Origin of the sequence: Burkholderia sp. BCC0044 (assembly GCF_902832955.1) — a bacterium.
GTDB lineage: Bacteria > Pseudomonadota > Gammaproteobacteria > Burkholderiales > Burkholderiaceae > Burkholderia.
Genome location: NZ_CADFDO010000010.1, coordinates 93723 through 110956 on the forward strand (window position 1 = coordinate 93723; position 17234 = coordinate 110956).

The window sequence follows — 17234 nt, forward strand, 5'->3', positions numbered from 1 at the left end:
AATGAAGATCGGGCCGCATCCCCGGCGGCACCGCCCCGAAGGAGACAAAGAACATGTTCCTCAAGAACGCGTGGTACGTGGCGTGCACGCCTGACGAGATCGACGGCAAGCCGCTGGGCCGCAAGATCTGCAACGAATCGATGGTGCTTTACCGCGCGGCGGACGGCCAGGTCGCCGCGCTCGAGGACTTCTGCCCGCATCGCGGCGCGCCGCTGTCGCTCGGGTTCGTGCGCGACGGCGTGCTCGTGTGCGGCTATCACGGGCTCGAAATGGGCTGCAACGGCAAGACGGCCGGCATGCCGGGCCAGCGCGTCGGCGGGTTTCCGCCGATTCGCAGCTTTCCGGTGGTGGAACGATACGGATTCATCTGGGTGTGGCCCGGCGACGCGTCCGAAGCCGATCCGGCCAAGCTGCCCGCGCTGGCATGGGCCGAGGATCCGGCCTGGGCGCACGGCGGCGGCCTGTATCACATCCGCTGCGACTACCGGCTGATGATCGACAACCTGATGGATCTCACGCACGAGACCTACGTGCATGCGTCCAGCATCGGCCAGAAGGAAATCGACGAAGCGGCGCCGAAGACGGCGAGCCACGGCGACGAAGTCGTCACGAGCCGGTTCATGCAGAACGTGATGCCGCCGCCGTTCTGGCGGATGGCGCTGCGCGGCAACGGCCTCGCCGACGACGTGCCGGTCGACCGCTGGCAGATCTGCCGCTTCACGCCGCCGAGCCACGTGATGATCGAAGTGGGCGTCGCGCATGCGGGCCACGGCGGCTACGATGCGCCGGCGAACAAGAAGGCGTCGTCGATCGTGGTCGACTTCATCACGCCCGAGACCGACTCGTCGATCTGGTACTTCTGGGGGATGGCGCGCAACTTCCGGCCCGACGACGACGCGCTGACCGCCGAGATCCGCGAAGGCCAGGGCAAGATCTTCGCGGAAGATCTCGAGATGCTCGAGCGCCAGCAGCGCAATCTCGAGCAGTGGCCCGATCGCACGCTCCTCAAGCTCAACATCGACGCCGGCGGCGTGCTGTCGCGCAAGGTGATCGACCGGCTGCTCGCCGCCGAAAACGCGGCGAGCCCGCAGCGTCCCGTGATTCCGGTCGCGCAGGTCAAGGAGGCGTCATGAGCAGCGCGACATTGACGGTGCGCGTCGCTCGCAAGTGGCAGGAAGCGCGCGACATCTGCGGCTTCGAACTGGTCAGCGACGACGGCGCGCCATTGCCGCACTTCGACGCCGGCGCCCATATCGACGTGCATCTGCCGGGCGGGCTCGTGCGCCAGTACTCGCTGTGCAACCACCCGGAGCAACGCGATCGCTACCAGATCGCGGTGCTGCGCGAGGCCGAAGGTCGAGGCGGATCGCGCACGATTCACGACGAAGTCCGGCAAGGCGATACCGTGCGGATCGGCCTGCCGCGCAATCAGTTCCCGCTCGCGTCCGACGCGCCGCACCATCTGTTGCTCGCCGGCGGGATCGGCGTCACGCCGATTCTCAGCATGGCGGAGCGGCTGTTCTCGGCCGGCATGCCGTTCGACATGCACTACTGCGCGCGCTCGGCCGAGCGCATGGCCTTCGTCGAGCGGATCAATGCGGCCGGCTTCCATGATCGCGCCCGCTTCCACTTCGACGATGGCGATCCCGCGCAACGCTTCGACCTGGCTGCCGTGCTCGCCGGCGCGCCCGACGGCACGCACCTGTACGTATGCGGCCCGCGCGGCTTCATGGATGCGGTGCTGAACGCCGCGCGCGAGCGCAACTGGGCCGACGCACGGCTGCACTACGAGTTCTTCGGCGGCGCGGTGGCGACGTCGGGCGCGGATCGCGCGTTCCAGGTCCGGATCGCGAGCAGCGGCAAGGTGATCGACGTGCCGGCCGAATGCACGGTGATTGCGGCGCTGGCGGCGAACGGCGTCGACGTGCTGACGTCGTGCGAGCAAGGCGTGTGCGGCACTTGTCTGACCCGCGTGCTGGAAGGCGAGCCCGACCATCGCGATGCATATCTGACGGACGACGAAAAGGCGGCCGGCGACCAGTTCATGCCGTGCTGCTCGAGGTCCCGCACCGACCTGCTGGTACTCGATCTGTAGATCGGTAGGCGGTAGACGGACCGCCCGACACGCGGCGGCCAATCACAATACTGGAGACGATCAATGGCGCATTCCGCCCAGCCATCAATCAATACACCTAAATTCCCGATCGACCGGTGGTGGGTCGCCGCGCTTTCATCCGAACTGACGGACCAAGCGGTCGCCCGCACGCTGCTCGGCCGGCCGGTCGTGCTGTTCAGGCTGCCGTCCGGCGAAGTCGGCGCGCTGGAGGATCGCTGCTGCCACAAGTCGCTGCCGCTGTCGTGCGGCTCGCTCGAAGCGCGCGGCCTGCGCTGCGGCTATCACGGCCTGCTGTTCGACCGCGGCGGCACGTGCGTGGAAATTCCCGGGCAGGACCGGATTCCGGCGAAGGCCTGCGTGGCGTCGTATCGGGTGCGGGAACAGGACGCCATCGTGTGGATCTGGATCGGCGCGGACGCGCACGCCGAACCGACCTGCGCGCCGCCGCGCTACCCGTTCCACTCCGATCCGCACTACCGGTTCGGCGGCGGCCACTACCACTACGACGCGCCGTATCAGCTGATCCACGACAACCTGATGGACCTGAGCCACCTCGGCTACGTGCATCTGAAAACGATCGGCGGCAACGCATCGCTGCACATGGGCGCGGACACGCACGTCAGCAGCGACGGCGACACGGTGACGCTGGTTCGCCGGATGCCGGATTCCGACCCGCCGCCGACGTACACCGCCGCCTGGCCGTTCGCGGGTCGTGTCGATCGCTGGCAGGAAATCGAATTCCACGTGTCGCATATCCGCATCTGGACCGGCGCGATGGACGCCGGCACCGGCGACCTGCTCGACCCGGCGCGCGGCGGCTTCCACATGCGCGGCTTCCACGGCATCACGCCCGAGACGGACACGACGACGCACTACTTCTGGACCGTCGCGACCAATCCGCAACACGACGTCGAACGCGTCGCGCAAACGGTCATCGAGCAATCCGCGGCGACCTTCGACGAGGACAAGACCGTGATCGAAGCGCAATACCGGAATCAGCGGCGGTTTCCGGACGGCCGCCAGATCGACATTCACGTCGATGCCGGCCCCAATCGCGCGCGGCGCGTGATCGAGCGCCTGCTGCTGCAACCGGCGCCCGCTTGACCCTCGCGCACCGGCGCGCGAACGACGCCGGCCATTCGCGGCGGGCGCCTCGCAGTTGCCCGTCATTCCCCGCAATCGCATTCGGTTTCGTCTGATCCGCTGCACCCGGCTTCGATTTCATCCCAATCAATTAGTCATACTATTCTTACGAAGGATCTTTGACGTGAGCGCAAATATCCGCAATACGATCGACGCATCGCCGATGAGCGCGTTCCAGACGATGGCCGTCACCGCCTGTGTCGTGCTGAACATGCTCGACGGCTTCGACGTGCTGGCCATCGCGTTTGCCGCGCCGCACCTGGCGGCCGAATGGAAACTGAACGGCAAGGAAATCGGCCTGCTGCTGAGCGCCGGGCTCGCCGGGATGGGTTTCGGCTCGGTGCTGATCGCACCGCTGGCCGACCGCGTCGGCCGCCGCCGCATCATCCTGCTCTGCCTCAGCGTGATCTCGACCGGGATGCTCGCGTGCGCGGCCACGCACAGCACGCTGCAACTCGCGGCCACGCGTGCTTATACCGGGCTCGGCATCGGCGGCATGCTCGCCAGCCTCACCGTGATCAGCGGCGAATACGCGTCGAACAAATGGCGCAGCGCCGCGATCGGCATGCAGTCGGCCGGCTACGCGATCGGCGCCACCGTCGGCGGCGTCATTGCCGGGTACCTGCTGTCGATATGGGGATGGCGCAGCGTGTTCGCGTTCGGCGGCATCCTGACCTTGCTGGCGATCCCGATGGTGCTCGCGCTGCTGCCGGAATCGCTCGACTTCCTGCTCGTACGGCGCCCGGACAACGCGCTGCAAAAAATCAACCACATCCTCGCGAGAATGAAGCGCGCGCCGATCGACGCGCTGCCGGCCGCGACGGCTTCCGTCGATACCGCAAGCCCCGCGTCGAACTGGACGGCCGTGATGCGCGCACCGCTCGCGCGCCGCACGATCGCGCTGTGGATCGCGTTCTTCCTCGTGATGGGCAGCTTCTATTTCGCCGTGAGCTGGACGCCGAAGCTGCTGGTCCAGGCCGGGCTGTCGGCATCGCAGGGTGTGACCGGCGGCGTGCTGCTCAATCTCGGCGGCATCGCGGGCGCGTCGCTCTTCAGCCTGCTGTCGACGCGGTTCGGCCTGCGCAACCTGCTCACCGCGACGCTGCTGCTCGGTGGCGTACTGATGGTCGTGTTCGGCGCGAACACCGGCTCGCTCGGCATCGGGATGACGGTCGCCGTATTCCTCGGCGCCGTGATCAATGCGTGTGTGGCCGGCATGTACGCACTGTCGCCGACGCCGTATCCGGCCGAGATCCGCACGACCGGCATCGGTCTCGCGGTCGGCATTGGCCGTCTCGGCGCGATCCTGTCGCCGATGACGGTCGGCGCGCTGCTGGACGACGGCTGGTCCGTGCCTCACCTCTATTTCGCGTTCCTGCTGCCAATGGCCGGCGCGGCGATCGCCGTCGCCGTGGCCGGCACGCGTGCCGCCGCGTCGCTGGGGCAACGCGACCCGGCGCTGTCGTAACGCGCGCACCGCGCGCCGTTTCACCCCATACCCGTCGTCATCCCGGCCACGTCCGGGGCATAAAAAAATCGATAAGTAGGTCTACATACTGTTTGGAGACAGCCATGAAAACGAAACTGGGCGTCGCGCTGGCGACGGCGATGGGGGTGGCGCTGGCCGCCCCGGCGTACGCGCAAAGCAGCGTCACGCTGTACGGGATCATCGATACCGGCGTGTCGTACTACAACAATGCCGCGCACGGCGGGTCGTTCACCGGGATGCCGACGCTCACCGGCGAAGTGCCGTCACGCTGGGGCCTGCGAGGCAAGGAAGATCTCGGCGGCGGCTACCAGGCGTTCTTCGTGCTCGAAAACGGCTTCCAGCCCGGCACCGGCGCGCTGAACTACGGCGGCCGCCTGTTCGGGCGACAGGCGAACGTGGGCGTGAACGGTCCGTTCGGCGCGCTGACCCTCGGCCGCCAGATGAACATGTCGATGATCGTGCTGACCAACGCCGACGTGATCGGCCCGTCGATTCATTCGATGGCGGATTTCGACTCCTATCTGCCGAATGCGCGCAGCGACAATGCGATCGGCTACAAGGGCACGTTCCACGGCGTGACGCTCGGCGCCACCTACAGCTTCGGGCGCGACGCGGCGGGGCCGGTGGGCCCGTCGGCGACCGGCTGCGCCGGGCAGGTGGCCGGCGACATCGTCGCGTGCCGCCAATACACGGCGATGCTCGCGTACGACGCGAGCAATTTCGGGCTCGCCGCATCGCACGACGTGATGCGCGGCGGCGGCGGCGCGCTCGCGCCGCTGAACAATCCGGCGTACACCGACACGCGCGACATCGTCGCCGGCTACGTGAAGCTCGGCCCCGCGAAACTCGGCGCCGGGTGGATCCGCCGCAACCTCGCGGCGGCCGAACACGTGCAGGCCGACATCATGTTCGCGGGCGGCACGTACTACGCGACGCCCTATCTCGCACTCGACGTGCAGGGCGTGCGCTACCTGCAGCGCCGCGAACGCAGCGAAGGCGCGAACGGCACGCTGCTCGTCGGCCGCGCGAACTACTTCCTGTCGAAGCGGACGACCGTCTACACGTCGGTGGGCTACATGTTCAACAGCAAGCTGGCCGCGAACGCGGTCGCGGCCGGCGGGACGGTCGGCACCGGGATGAACCAGCTCGGCGCGATGGCCGGCATCCAGCAGAAGTTCTGAACGCCGGACACCGGACGTCGATCAAGTCAATCGGCGAGCCGGCAATGCGACAGCTTCAACCCCGGCAGCACCGGCGCATCGATATAGCCTTCGTTCATGCAGCTGAACCGGAACGCCGCCGACGTGACGAACGGCTTGATCTCGCCGCCGGGGAATTTCGGCTTCAGCGCGTCCTGGTCGGCCACGTCGAAATGCGTGTCGAACTGCTCGCCGTCGGCCGTCAGCGCGCCGAAGTACGTGCCGCCCGGGTCCCCGCCCATCCGGATCACCGCGCCGACGAACGCGAGGCGCTTGCCGTCGTACTTCGTCTTCGCGGCGGCCATGTCCTGCGTATAGGCCTCGATCACGGCGCCGTAGTGCGCGTCGATCGCGGATTCGGCGTTCGACGCCGCACAGGCGGCCTGGTGAACGCCCGCCAGCAGCGCGCAGGCCGCAAGCGCGGCCGCCGCGAACGGCGCGGAAATCTTCTTCAAGGGTGGTCTCCCGTCTAGCGTGGTGGTTGAAATGATCGAAGCCCGGCGCGACGCCGGTTGAATTCGCTTGCGTTGCTTTAATCGTTCGAATGGCGGTACGCGGCTGCGATCACTTCATCGCCCGCGCGGTCGTGCGCGGTGCGCGGCGTCGCGCCGAACGCGACGGGACAGGAAGATGACATGGTGCGGCCCCCGGCTCTCTCGTTGAATTTCACTGCGTCTGATTTGGCCGCTACGGTAGCAGACGGCCGACAGGCCGGCAACCGAGCGCCGCACGTCGCCGGCCCCTCATTACAATTGCAAACGATTCTCATTACATATATCATGCGCACCCTGGCCGCAATGAAACGCGGCGGCCCGCGCCCTCATCCTTCGCACTCCATCCATTCATCGATTCATGCCATCCCGTCGATCGCCCCGCCGCGCGCGGACCTTGCGTCCGTGGCGCACGAGCCTGCCTGCCCTGCTCACCCTTTGCGTCGCCAGCGGCGCACATGCGGATGCCGAACCTGCGTCGGCGGTCTCCACGGCCACTGCCTCGTCCGCCTCGACGCCCGAACACGAACTCCCGGCGATCAGCGTCAACGCGTCGGCCGCCGTCGACCCGACGATCGGCTATCAGCCGCGCACGACCAGCATCGCGGGCGGCGACGGCCGTGCGCTGAAGGAGATTCCGCAATCGGTCGCGGTGGTCAGCAGCAGCGTGATGCAGGACCAGCAGGCGCGCTCGCTCGACGACGTGCTCGGCAACATCAGCGGCGTCACGCAGACGAACACGCTCGGCGGCACGCGCGACGCGTTCATCAAACGCGGCTTCGGGTCGAACAACGACGGCTCGGTGCTGGTCGACGGCGTGCGCACGCCGGTGCTGCACAGCTATCTCGCGACGATCGATCGCGTCGAAGTGCTGAAGGGCCCCGCTTCGCTGCTGTACGGAATGCAGGACCCGGGCGGCGTGATCAACCTCGTCACGCGCAAGCCGGAAGACACGTTCGGCGGCTCGATCTCCGCGTCGCGCACGAACCACGGCGGCAGCAACGCCCAGTTCGATCTCACGGGTCCGCTCGGCAAGCCCGGCCAGGTCGCGGGCGGCACGCTCGCCTTCCGGCTGACCGGCGAATACGACACGAGCCGCTACTGGCGCAGCTTCGGCCGCGAACGCAATGCGCTGATCGCGCCCGCGCTGTCGTGGCACGACGCGAACACGTCGATCGACGTCAGCTACCAGTACGTCGACTACACGACGCCGTTCGACCGCGGCACCGTGCTCGTGAACGGCCAACTCGACGATGCGCTGCGCTATCGCCGCTACGAGGAGGCGTGGTCGCAAAGCAGCGGCATCCAGGAAACGCTGCGTACGCGCATCGAGCACCGCTTCTCCGATGCATGGCGCGTGCGCGCGACCTACGGCTGGGGCCGCGACCGCTACGACCAATACATCACCCGCGCCACCGCGTTCAACAGCAGGACCGGCGCGCTGACGCGCTCGTCCGATGCCAACCTCGGGCGCAACGATTCCGACCAGATCGCGACGCTCGGCCTGCTCGGCAACGTGACGCTCGCGGGCATGCACCACGCGATCTACGTCGGCGGCGAATACGAGCGGCAGCGCAGCTTCCGCGGCGACACGATCCGCGGCAAGGCGACGACGGGCTTCAATCTCTACGATCCCGTGTACGGCCTGCTCGCGCCGGGCGGCGTGCCGAATCCGAAGCAGAGCGATTCGCGCTCGGTCGTGCATGCGTATTCGACGATCGTGCAGGACTCCGTCAAGATCACCGACCGCCTCACCGCGGTGGGCGGGCTGCGCTGGGAAAACTGGCAGCAGGAATCGGGGATGGGTCGGCCGTTCGTGTTCGCCGACCGCTCGCGCGGCAGCGTGTGGCTGCCGCAGTTCGGACTCGCGTATGCGTTGACGCCGGCGCTGACCGCCTACGCGAACGTGAGCCGCTCGTTCAAGCCGAACGTCGCGTCGAACGTCGCGGCGCCGCTCGCGCCGGAATACGGCCGCGTGCTCGAGGCCGGGCTGAAGTTCAGCCTGAAGCCCGCGATCACGGGCACGCTCGCCGTCTACCAGATCGACAAGCGCAACGTGGCCGTCACGGTCGGCGACCTCACGTCGACGATCGGCACCGCGCGCTCGCGCGGGATCGAGCTCGACGTCGCCGGGCAGATCACGCGCCACCTGAGCGTGATCGGCAGCTATGCGTATACGAACGCGAACGATCGCGACAGCAACACGCCGCTCGTCAACGTCGCACGCCACACGGGCAGCCTGTTCGCCGTGTACGACACGGCCATCGCGAACCTGCCCGGCCGCTGGCGCTTCGGCGGCGGCGCACGGCTCGTCGGCGCCCGGCCCGGTGATACCGCGAACAGCTTCACGCTGCCCGGCTACGTGACCGTCGACGCATTCGCGGCGTACGAAACGACGATCGGCAAGTTCCCGACCCGCTTCCAGCTCAACGTGAAGAACCTGCTCGACAAGACCTACTACCCGTCGAGCAACAACAACCTGATCGTCGCGGTCGGCGAGCCGCGACTCGTCACGCTGACGACGACGGTGTCGTTCTGACGCCCCGCGCGCTCACGGACGCCAGCGATACACGACGATGCTCGACCCGTTGTAGTTGTCCTTCGTGATCACGTATTCGCCGGTCGAGCGCAGGTACGCGCGCACGCCGTACATCGAGTCGACGTCGTTGCCGACGTCCATCGACGTGTTCGAGTTCGTCAGCGTCGTGACGAGCGCGCCGGTGTTCAGGTCGAAGATGTCGATGTTCGGCACCGTGTGCACATAGCCGACGAACAGGTAGTGGCCGGCCGCCGCGATCGATTTCGGGTTCGCGCTCGTCAGGTTGATCACCGGGTTCGGCGTGCTCGTGTTGCCGTTCTTCCAGCCGCGATAGACCTCGATGTGCCCGTTCATCGCGGTCCAGTCCCAGTTGCCGGCGAGGCCCTGCGCGAGGATCATCGTGTCGCTGTCGGCCTGGTAGATGATGCGCGTCACGGGCGCCACGCTGCTCGGCACGGCGGTCGTCACCGGCTTGCCCCATGACGGCTTGCCGGTCGCGTCGAAGCCCGTCATCGGGTAGCGCGTGATCACGTTGGAGCCGTTCAGTCCGGCCCACACGTCGCCGTTGCCGTCGATGTCGAAGCCGGCCGTCACCTGCAACGTCGTGTTGAACGGCTTGCCGGGCAGCGAGCCGGCCGGAATCGCGATATAGCCGCTCGCGGTGTTGAAGTAATAGAAGTTGAAGTTGCCGGGGTTCTGGCCCGACGCGACGAGGATCCGGTTGCCGCCGACCGTCACGAGCTGGCCGAAGTGCTGGCCGCGCTGGTAGTCGTTCATGTCGAGGCGCGGATCCTTCGGATAGGTGAACGGGTCGACCGTGTTCGCGACGAACGTGCCGCCCGCGGTGCCCGTATACACGTTGTTGCCGCTGAAGAACAACGTGCCGTCGGTCGCGGGGTCGGGTGCGGCGATGCCCTCGAAGTTCAGCGCCTGCAGCTTCCATTGCAGCGTGCCGATCGGGCTGTACGAATGCAGATCGGTACTGCCGTTGCGGCCGAGATCCCAGCCGCCGCCCCACGCGTTGTTCAGCACGTACAGGTTGCCGGCCGCATCCTTGCCGAGCGCCGCGACGCGCGTGAAGCGCTTGTCGCCGACCTGCCCCTTGATGCCCGTCGTCGTGTCGAGATAGCCGCCCTGCACGCCGAACGTGCCGACCTGCACCGGCAGGCCGGGCAGCCCGCCGTACACCTTGATGTTCATGTCGGGCCCTTCGTCGCCCACCATCAACCGGCCCATCGACGCATCGAAGTACAGCGACGCCGGCCGCGCGCCGGCCGCCATCTGGAGCGTGTTCATCGCCGCGCCGGTCGCGCTGAACTGCGCGACGACGCCCGCGCTCTTGCGCGCGACCCACAGGTTGCCGGCCGCATCGAGCGCCAGCGCGCCGGGGCTCGTGACGCCGATGTCGCGCTGCCACACGCCGTCGGTCGTGTAGACGCGCACGCGGTTGCCGTAGAAGTCGCTCACGTACAGCAGGTTGCCGCCCGTCGCGAGGCCCGTGATCACGTCCGCATACTGGATGCCCGTCCACGTGCTGACCGGAATGCGCAGGTCGCGCTGATTCGTGCTGCGGTTGTAGCGGCCCACCGAGCCGCTGCCGAACGTGCGGTTGTAGCCGAGCGCGACGAACAGCGACGTCGAATTGCCGGTGATCGCGCCGCCCTGGAATTCGTCGTGGATGCCGATCGTGCCGAGCGGCTGGCCGTTCTGGTAGATCGCGACGCCGCCCGCGTTCTCGTCCCAGCGCGACGCCGTGTAGATCACGCCTTCGGGCGCGACCCACATCGAACGCGCGCCGTTGCCGACGTGCGAGGCCAGCGTGCCATACGTGTTCGCGAGCCAGTCGGTCGAGTATTGCGCCTGTGCGTGGCTTGCCGGCGCCAGCAGCGCCATGCACATTCCCAGCAACGCCGCGCGGATTTGTTTCATTGACATGAATAATGCTCCCAGACGAACAATGGTCGACACTGTAAATCGCGGCGCATGAAATATTGGTGATTTCGGCTAATACGCATTCGCCGTTACCCCGAATTATTCACTCCGCGCCTTTTGCCGTCCGGCGCTTTTTCGTCAACGATCGAAAAATCTTCGAAACCGCGCCACGACGGCCTGCCAGCCGCGCGGTTTCGGCGCATTCCCCGGCATTTTCTTCCGGTAACTCAATGCCAGTACGTCATTTTTTCTGACATGACCGCATTGCCTTTTCATTCCCCCGGAATTCGTTTTAATTATTACAAATCGAAATTAAAATGAAAGCGAAAAAATATTATCCGGCGCGATCGGCTTTTTGCGATTTCGCGCACGGAAGGGAAAGCGGGAGGAAAACGAGGAAATGCGGCGGGGAAAACCGCGCGCCGGTCGTACCAGCACGCGGCGGCAATCGTTCAGTTCGCCGGATCGAGCGTCGGACCGTCCCAATCGTCGACGTATTTCGGCAGCGCATCGACGACATCGATCACGCGTGGCCGGTAGAACAGGTGCTTCTGTCGGCTGCAGACGAGCATGCCGACAACGAGGCCCGCAGCAACCGCGAGCCCCGTTGCACACGCAACGATCGCTACGTCAGAACTTCTGGCGCAGCCCGAGGCTCACGATCGCCTGCGACCGCGAATCGGACGAATGGCCGTTCGCCTTGTCCGACACCGACGCGGTCGCGGCCACCGGCCGGCCGAGTGCGTCGAGCGTCGTGCCCGATGCATGCTGGTACGCGCCGAGCAGGTACACGCTGGTGCGCTTCGACAGGTCGTAGACCGCGCCGAGCGTGACGTTGTGATACTGCGCACGATTGTCGATGCCGTCGACGTCGCTGCCGCGCGTGTAGCTGTAGCCGGCGAACAGCTGCGTCTGCGGCTGCACGTTCCAGCGCGTGAACACGCCCGCGACGTTGAACGTCGCGTGGCCGCTGAACAGCGACTGCGCGCCGCCGCGGTATTGCACGTTGCTGTAGTTCACGCCGACGACGGCGGGGCCGAAGTCGTACGTCGCGCCCGTCGCGATCACCTGCTGCGACTGCGCGCTCGCATAGCCTTCGTTGATCGACGAGTTGAACAGCCCGTCGTCGGTGCTCTGCCACTTGCCCGACGTCGGATCGGTCGCGCCCGTCTTGCTGTTGTCCGAGCGCTCGTAGCCGACGCCCACGCGCAGCGGCCCGGCCGCGTACGCGGCGCCGACGCTCCACGTGTTGCGCTGCTTCATGCTGCCCGGCTGGCCGCCGAAGCCGTACAGCGCGCCGAACGTGAAGCCCGAGTAGTTCGCGCTCGTGTACTTGATCGAACTGTCGACGCGCGCGGTCTGGTCGAGATCGTCGATGTCGCCCGGGTGCGCGCCGAAGCCGCCGATGAACGACGACGGGCCGACCGGGCTCACGAAATCGTCGAGCGACGTGTACTGGCGGCCGAGCGTGATCGTGCCGTAGCGGTCGCTGCCGACGCCGACGAACGCCTGCCGGCCGAACTGGCGGCCGCCCTGGCCCGACGTGCCGTTGGTGACGTCGAAGCCGTTCTCGAGGGCGAACAGCGCGCGCATCCCGCCGCCGAGATCCTCGGAACCCTTGATGCCCCAGCGGCTGCCGGACAGGTTGCCGGTCGAGAGCCCGACGCTCGAATGCCCGGTGTACGCGCCCGCCGAGCCGACCCGTTCGTTGCTGCGATAGGTGACGCCCGCATCGACGATGCCGTACAGCGTGACGGAGCTTTGCGCGGCGGCGACACCCGCGAGCGAGAGCAGCAGCGGCGCTGCGATCAGTTGCTTGTTCATGTTGTATGTCTCCGGGCGGTGAACCCGTTGTTCTGGCTGGCTGTTGCGAGTAGCGCGCGCGGGCGCCGACATCCGCCGGCGGTGCGAGGCCGGCGACGTCCGCGCGACGACGCGGCGGGCATGCCCGCTGCGGCCGGTATGGTAGTTGGAACCGGTTCCGTTCCAAAGCGGAATAATGACAACAGTTTCTTGTCAAAATTGAGATAGTCGGTGAGCGGCCTCGAGCGCGGCTGTCGCGCCTGTACACCGCGGGGTGACGCAGACGATAATCGGCTGCGCGCCGTCCACCGGGAGCTTCTTCATGCACGAAACGACCCTGCTGATCTTCGCCGCCGTCGCGTTCGTCGGCATCGCGACACCCGGCCCGACCGTGCTGCTCGCGCTGACCAACGGCTCGCGCTACGGCGTGCGCCGCGCGGCCTACGGTTTCGCGGGCGCGATGCTGTCCGACTTCGTGCTGATCGTCGCGGTCGCGCTCGGCCTCGGCGCGCTGCTGATGGCGTCAGCGTTCTGGTTCTCGGTCGTGAAGTGGCTCGGCGCCATCTACCTCGCGTATGTCGGCATCCGGCTGCTGATGTCGAAGGGGTCGCTCGACGTCGCGGCCGCGCAGCGCGGCACGGCCTCCGGACGCAACACGTCGATCTTCGCGAAGAGCTTCCTGACCGCGGTGACGAACCCGAAGGGCTATCTGTTCTTCTCCGCGTTCCTGCCGCAGTTCCTCGATCCGCTGGCGCCGCTCGCGCCGCAGTACGTCGCGCTCGCGGTCACGTTCGCGCTGCTCGACGGCGCCGTGATGTTCGGCTACGCGCTGCTCGGTGCCCGCGCGGTGCGGCTGCTGAAGCGCTCGGGCGCGCTGTGGCTCGAACGCACGTGCGGCGCGATGCTGCTCGCGCTCGCCGGTTCGCTCGCGCTGTACCGACGCCATGCCGCGTAGGCGCCGGCTTCGATGAAAATCGCTGCGCCGCCGCGCGTCGGCTTCCCCGGCCTGTCGCTCCGGCAACTCGAACGCGCGGATCTCGACGCGTGGTACGCGTACCTGTCGAATCCCGAGGTCTTCCGCCACACGAGCTGGAACCTGCGCTCGCCCGACGATCTGCTGCCGCTGTTCGACAACATCGAATCGGCCGATCCGGATTCGATCCGGCGTCTCGCGATCGTCGACACCGCATCAGGTGCGCTCGCCGGGACGGTCGGGCTGCACACGGTGTCCACCGTGAACCGCTCGGCGGAGATTGCGTACGACCTCGCGCCGTCGCACTGGGGGCGCGGCATCGCGAGCGCGGTGTGCGAAGCCGTCACCGCGTGGGCGTTCACGCACGGCGGCTTCATCCGCATGCAGGCCGTCGTGCTGACCAGCAACGCCGGCTCTGCGCGCGTGCTGCAGAAGTGCGGCTACCGCTACGAAGGGCTGCTGCGCGCATACAAGATGGTGCGCGGCACGCCGGGCGATTTCGCGATGTACGCGCGGCTCGCGACCGACTGAAGCGCGACTCCGCCGCGCCTCACGCACCGATGCCGCGACGCAATTGGACGCCCCGCGCCGAATTGGCGACAATCACCGTTCCCCCCATCGACTTGCCGCCATGAAAATCGCCGCGCTGTCCGACATCCACGGCAACCTCGCCGCGCTCGACGCGGTGCTCGACGACGTGCGCCGCCGCGGAGCGGACGTGATCGTCAATCTCGGCGACATCCTGTCGGGCGCGCTCCATCCGGCCGAAACGGCTGACCGCCTGATCGCGCTCGATCTGCCGACCATCAAGGGCAATCACGAGCGGCAGTTGCTCACCTGCGAGCGCGACGCGATGGGGCTGTCGGATCGCTGGGCGCACGACACGCTGCGCGCCGACCACCGCACGTGGCTCGCCGCGCTGCCCGAGCGCCTGACGCTCGACGGCGACGTGCTGATGGTGCACGGCACGCCGGACAGCGACCTCGTCTATTTCCTCGAAACGGTCACGCCCGACGGCTGCCGCGCGGCCACCCCCGATGAAATCGCGCAGCGCGCGGGCGACACGGCGGCCTCGCTGATCCTGTGCGGCCACACGCACGTGCCGCGCACCGCGAAGCTCGACGACGGCCGGCTGATCGTCAATCCCGGTAGCGTCGGGCTGCAGGCGTACGCGGACGACCTGCCGCATCCGCACCGGATCGAGATGGGCTCGCCGCATGCGCGCTACGCGATGGTGTCGCGCACGGCGGCCGGCTGGAACGTCGAATTCCATGCGGTCGAATACGACTGGCACGCGGCCGCCGCCATCGCGGCGTCGCGCGGACGGGACGACTGGACCGTCGCGCTGCGCACCGGCCGCTGTTGACGCGCACGCACCTGACACCGCGACGCTCGCGCGCCGCGTCGCATCACCCCGCGTTCCTCAACGTCAGCCGCGCTTCGAGCCCGCCGCCGTCCGCCCGGTTGTTCAGCGTGAGCGTGCCGCCCATCGCCAGCGCGAGTTGCCGCGCGATCGCGAGGCCGAGCCCCGTGCCGCCCGTGTCGCGATTGCGCGACGTCTCCACGCGCCGGAACGGCTCGAACACCGCGTCGAGCTGATCGTCCGGAATGCCCGGCCCGCGGTCGAGCACCGCGATCACCGCGCCGCCGTCCGGCGCCGCCTGCACGTCGATCTCGGCCGCGCCCGCGAACTTCAGCGCGTTGTCCACCAGATTGCCGACGATGCGGCGCAGCGCCTTCGGCCGCGTGACGAGCGCGAGCGGCGCGCCGCTGTGCAACGCGACGTCCTGCCCCGCATCCGTGTAGTCGTACACGATGCTGTCGAGCAGCGCATCGAGATCGATGCGGCGCGCGGCTTCCTCGGTGCCGTGCAGCGTGCGCGCATACGCGACGCCCTCCTTCACCAGATGCTCCATTTCGAGCAGGTCCTGGCGCAGCTTCGCGCCCTGCGTGTCGTCGTCCATCACGTCGACGCGCAGCCGCATCCGCGTGATCGGCGTCTGCAGATCGTGCGAGATCGACGCGAGGATCTGCATGCGCTCGGCCATGTACTGCGCGATGCGGTCCTGCATCGCGTTGAACGCCCGCGCGGCGCGCGCGACTTCCGACGGCCCGCCTTCGTTCAGACGCTCGCCCTTCAGGTCGGGGCCGAGCGCGTCGGCCGCCTGCGCGAGCTGCTTGAGCGGCCGCGTCGCAAGCCGCACCGCGAGCCAGCAGCACGCGGCCAGCACCGCGAGCTGCACCACCAGCACGGCCGGCAGCCAGCCCGACAGCGGCACCGTCGACATCGGGTGAATGTCGATCGTCAGCGGCGAGCCGTCGGTCAGCCGCAGATGCACCTGCAGATGTTCGCTGTCGCCGGGAATCGAATTCGCGGTCAGCGGGTAGTCGCCGCCGATGCCGTCCGAGATCGAGCGCTCGACGCGCGCCGACAGCCGCGCTTCCGGCGGCGTACCGGTCTGGCCGGGCCCGAGGATGAACGCATAGCTGCGCCGCGCGAGCCGCGGCAGCCACGCGGCCCGTTCGGCCGGCGGCAGATGGTCGAGCAGCGCGACCGAGCTGGCGACCTCGCGCTCGATGTAGCCCATCATCAGGTTCGTGGTCGCCTGGTCGCGCTCGGTCACGGTGAGCCAGAACGACAGCGTCTGCGCGAGCGCGAGGCCCACGCACAGGATCAGCGCGAGTCGCGCGAACAGCGAACGCGGCCAGTGCCACGGCATGCGCGCGCTCATGGCGTACCGTCGACGGCGGTGACGGCCGACGAGAACACGTAGCCCTCGTTGCGCAGCGTCTTGATGTAGCGCGGTTCGCGCGCGCCGTCGCGCAGGCGCTGGCGCAGCCGGCTCACCAGCAGGTCGATCGAGCGGTCGAACGGGTCGGACTGCCGCCCTTGCGTGAGGTTCAGCAACTGGTCGCGCGTCAGCACGCGCTGCGGGTTGTCGAGGAACACGCGCAGCAGCCGGTATTCGGCGCCGCTCAGCGCGACCAGCGTGCCTTCGGCGTCGAGCAGGTGGCGCCCGGTCGTGTCGAGCTGCCATTCGCCGAACGCGAGCAGCGCGGCCGTTTCCGTCACCTGCATGCCGGGCGGCAGCATGCGCGCGCGGCGCAGCACCGAGCGGATCCGCGCGAGCAGCTCGCGCACCGCGAACGGCTTGGCCAGGTAGTCGTCGGCACCCATCTCGAGGCCGATGATGCGGTCGGTTTCCTCGCCGCGTGCGGTCAGCATCAGCACCGGCACCGTGCGGAACTTGCCGGCGCGCAGGTCGCGGCACAGCGTGAGGCCGTCCTCGCCGGGCAGCATCAGGTCGAGCACGATCAGGTCGGGCGCGCCGTCGTCCAGCGCGTTGCGCATCTCGCGACCGTTCGCGGCGAGCGACACGCGCATGCCGTTCTTCTCCAGGTAGTCCGCGATCAGTTCGCGGATCGCGCGATCGTCGTCGACGATCAGCACGTGGTCGATCTTGTCCATGAGTCGTGGTCGGTATCGGTATCGGTGTCGGTATCGGGGTTCGGGCGGGGCGATGTCCGCTTTTATACCGCACGGCGGGC

Annotated in this window: 14 protein-coding genes; 9 read left to right on the forward strand and 5 right to left on the reverse strand. The window is 67.8% G+C overall.

Annotated elements, in window-relative coordinates; all coding sequences use genetic code 11:
- Window positions 1–53 precede the first annotated feature (53 nt).
- The 5 genes from HWX14_RS35425 (at window position 54) to HWX14_RS35445 (ending at window position 5929) form a co-directional block, all read left to right on the forward strand.
- Entirely contained in the window at window positions 54–1133 is a 1080-nt protein-coding gene (locus tag HWX14_RS35425) for an aromatic ring-hydroxylating dioxygenase subunit alpha (protein WP_175886682.1), read from the forward strand.
- Entirely contained in the window at window positions 1130–2095 is a 966-nt protein-coding gene (locus HWX14_RS35430) for a PDR/VanB family oxidoreductase (protein ID WP_175886683.1), read from the forward strand. Before HWX14_RS35425 ends, HWX14_RS35430 begins: the two co-directional genes overlap by 4 nt.
- Before the next feature lie 63 nt (window positions 2096–2158).
- A complete protein-coding gene (locus HWX14_RS35435; protein WP_175886684.1) occupies window positions 2159–3220 on the forward strand; it encodes an aromatic ring-hydroxylating dioxygenase subunit alpha in 1062 nt (353 codons plus the stop codon).
- 163 nt (window positions 3221–3383) lie between these two features.
- Window positions 3384–4727 carry an MFS transporter gene (locus HWX14_RS35440; protein ID WP_175886685.1) on the forward strand — a complete coding sequence of 448 codons (1344 nt, stop codon included), beginning with the start codon at window positions 3384–3386 and terminating at the stop codon, window positions 4725–4727.
- A 104-nt stretch (window positions 4728–4831) separates the two neighbouring features.
- Complete coding sequence (locus tag HWX14_RS35445; RefSeq protein WP_175886686.1) at window positions 4832–5929, forward strand: porin; 1098 nt, start codon at window positions 4832–4834, stop codon at window positions 5927–5929.
- 26 nt (window positions 5930–5955) lie between these two features.
- On the opposite strand, the gene HWX14_RS35450 is transcribed toward HWX14_RS35445, so the two are convergent.
- Entirely contained in the window at window positions 5956–6402 is a 447-nt protein-coding gene (locus HWX14_RS35450; RefSeq protein ID WP_175886687.1) for a hypothetical protein, read from the reverse strand.
- Between the two features lie 397 nt (window positions 6403–6799).
- Here HWX14_RS35450 and HWX14_RS35455 point away from each other — a divergent pair, with 397 nt between their 5' ends.
- Complete coding sequence (locus HWX14_RS35455; RefSeq protein ID WP_175886688.1) at window positions 6800–8977, forward strand: TonB-dependent siderophore receptor; 2178 nt, start codon at window positions 6800–6802, stop codon at window positions 8975–8977.
- A 12-nt stretch (window positions 8978–8989) separates the two neighbouring features.
- On the opposite strand, the gene HWX14_RS35460 is transcribed toward HWX14_RS35455, so the two are convergent.
- Together HWX14_RS35460 and HWX14_RS35470 are read right to left on the reverse strand one after the other, a co-directional pair.
- The gene (locus HWX14_RS35460) at window positions 8990–10912 is read right to left on the reverse strand and encodes an SMP-30/gluconolaconase/LRE-like region family protein (RefSeq protein ID WP_175886689.1); all 1923 of its coding nucleotides are present in this window, start codon (window positions 10910–10912) and stop codon (window positions 8990–8992) included.
- A gap of 627 nt (window positions 10913–11539) precedes the next feature.
- Entirely contained in the window at window positions 11540–12733 is a 1194-nt protein-coding gene (locus HWX14_RS35470; RefSeq protein ID WP_175886690.1) for a porin, read from the reverse strand.
- Between the two features lie 301 nt (window positions 12734–13034).
- Between HWX14_RS35470 and HWX14_RS35475 the strand changes: the two genes are divergently transcribed.
- The 3 genes from HWX14_RS35475 (at window position 13035) to HWX14_RS35485 (ending at window position 15051) form a co-directional block, all read left to right on the forward strand.
- Window positions 13035–13667, forward strand: a complete 633-nt coding sequence (locus HWX14_RS35475) for a LysE family translocator (RefSeq protein WP_175886691.1) — start codon at window positions 13035–13037, stop codon at window positions 13665–13667.
- Window positions 13668–13679: 12 nt separating this feature from the next.
- Window positions 13680–14216: a GNAT family protein gene (locus HWX14_RS35480; protein WP_175886692.1), complete on the forward strand. Its 537-nt coding sequence runs from the start codon at window positions 13680–13682 to the stop codon at window positions 14214–14216.
- 100 nt (window positions 14217–14316) lie between these two features.
- Window positions 14317–15051: a metallophosphoesterase family protein gene (locus tag HWX14_RS35485; protein ID WP_175886693.1), complete on the forward strand. Its 735-nt coding sequence runs from the start codon at window positions 14317–14319 to the stop codon at window positions 15049–15051.
- A gap of 43 nt (window positions 15052–15094) precedes the next feature.
- Here HWX14_RS35485 and HWX14_RS35490 read toward each other — a convergent pair whose 3' ends face one another.
- Window positions 15095–16417 (reverse strand): ATP-binding protein, encoded by a 1323-nt coding sequence (locus HWX14_RS35490; protein ID WP_175886694.1) that lies wholly within the window; start codon window positions 16415–16417, stop codon window positions 15095–15097.
- Window positions 16414–17154, reverse strand: coding sequence for a response regulator (locus HWX14_RS35495; protein ID WP_175824079.1), 741 nt, complete (start codon window positions 17152–17154; stop codon window positions 16414–16416). Before HWX14_RS35495 ends, HWX14_RS35490 begins: the two co-directional genes overlap by 4 nt.
- Window positions 17155–17234: the final 80 nt, after the last annotated feature.

Coding starts and splice junctions, on each gene's coding strand:
- HWX14_RS35435 (WP_175886684.1), top strand. CDS start 2,159: ATGGCGCATTCCGCCCAGCCATCAATCAATACACCTAAATTCCCGATC.
- HWX14_RS35425 (WP_175886682.1), top strand. CDS start 54: ATGTTCCTCAAGAACGCGTGGTACGTGGCGTGCACGCCTGACGAGATC.
- HWX14_RS35470 (WP_175886690.1), bottom strand. CDS start 12,733: ATGAACAAGCAACTGATCGCAGCGCCGCTGCTGCTCTCGCTCGCGGGT.
- HWX14_RS35475 (WP_175886691.1), top strand. CDS start 13,035: ATGCACGAAACGACCCTGCTGATCTTCGCCGCCGTCGCGTTCGTCGGC.
- HWX14_RS35445 (WP_175886686.1), top strand. CDS start 4,832: ATGAAAACGAAACTGGGCGTCGCGCTGGCGACGGCGATGGGGGTGGCG.
- HWX14_RS35495 (WP_175824079.1), bottom strand. CDS start 17,154: ATGGACAAGATCGACCACGTGCTGATCGTCGACGACGATCGCGCGATC.
- HWX14_RS35430 (WP_175886683.1), top strand. CDS start 1,130: ATGAGCAGCGCGACATTGACGGTGCGCGTCGCTCGCAAGTGGCAGGAA.
- HWX14_RS35490 (WP_175886694.1), bottom strand. CDS start 16,417: ATGAGCGCGCGCATGCCGTGGCACTGGCCGCGTTCGCTGTTCGCGCGA.
- HWX14_RS35455 (WP_175886688.1), top strand. CDS start 6,800: ATGCCATCCCGTCGATCGCCCCGCCGCGCGCGGACCTTGCGTCCGTGG.
- HWX14_RS35460 (WP_175886689.1), bottom strand. CDS start 10,912: ATGTCAATGAAACAAATCCGCGCGGCGTTGCTGGGAATGTGCATGGCG.
- HWX14_RS35485 (WP_175886693.1), top strand. CDS start 14,317: ATGAAAATCGCCGCGCTGTCCGACATCCACGGCAACCTCGCCGCGCTC.
- HWX14_RS35480 (WP_175886692.1), top strand. CDS start 13,680: ATGAAAATCGCTGCGCCGCCGCGCGTCGGCTTCCCCGGCCTGTCGCTC.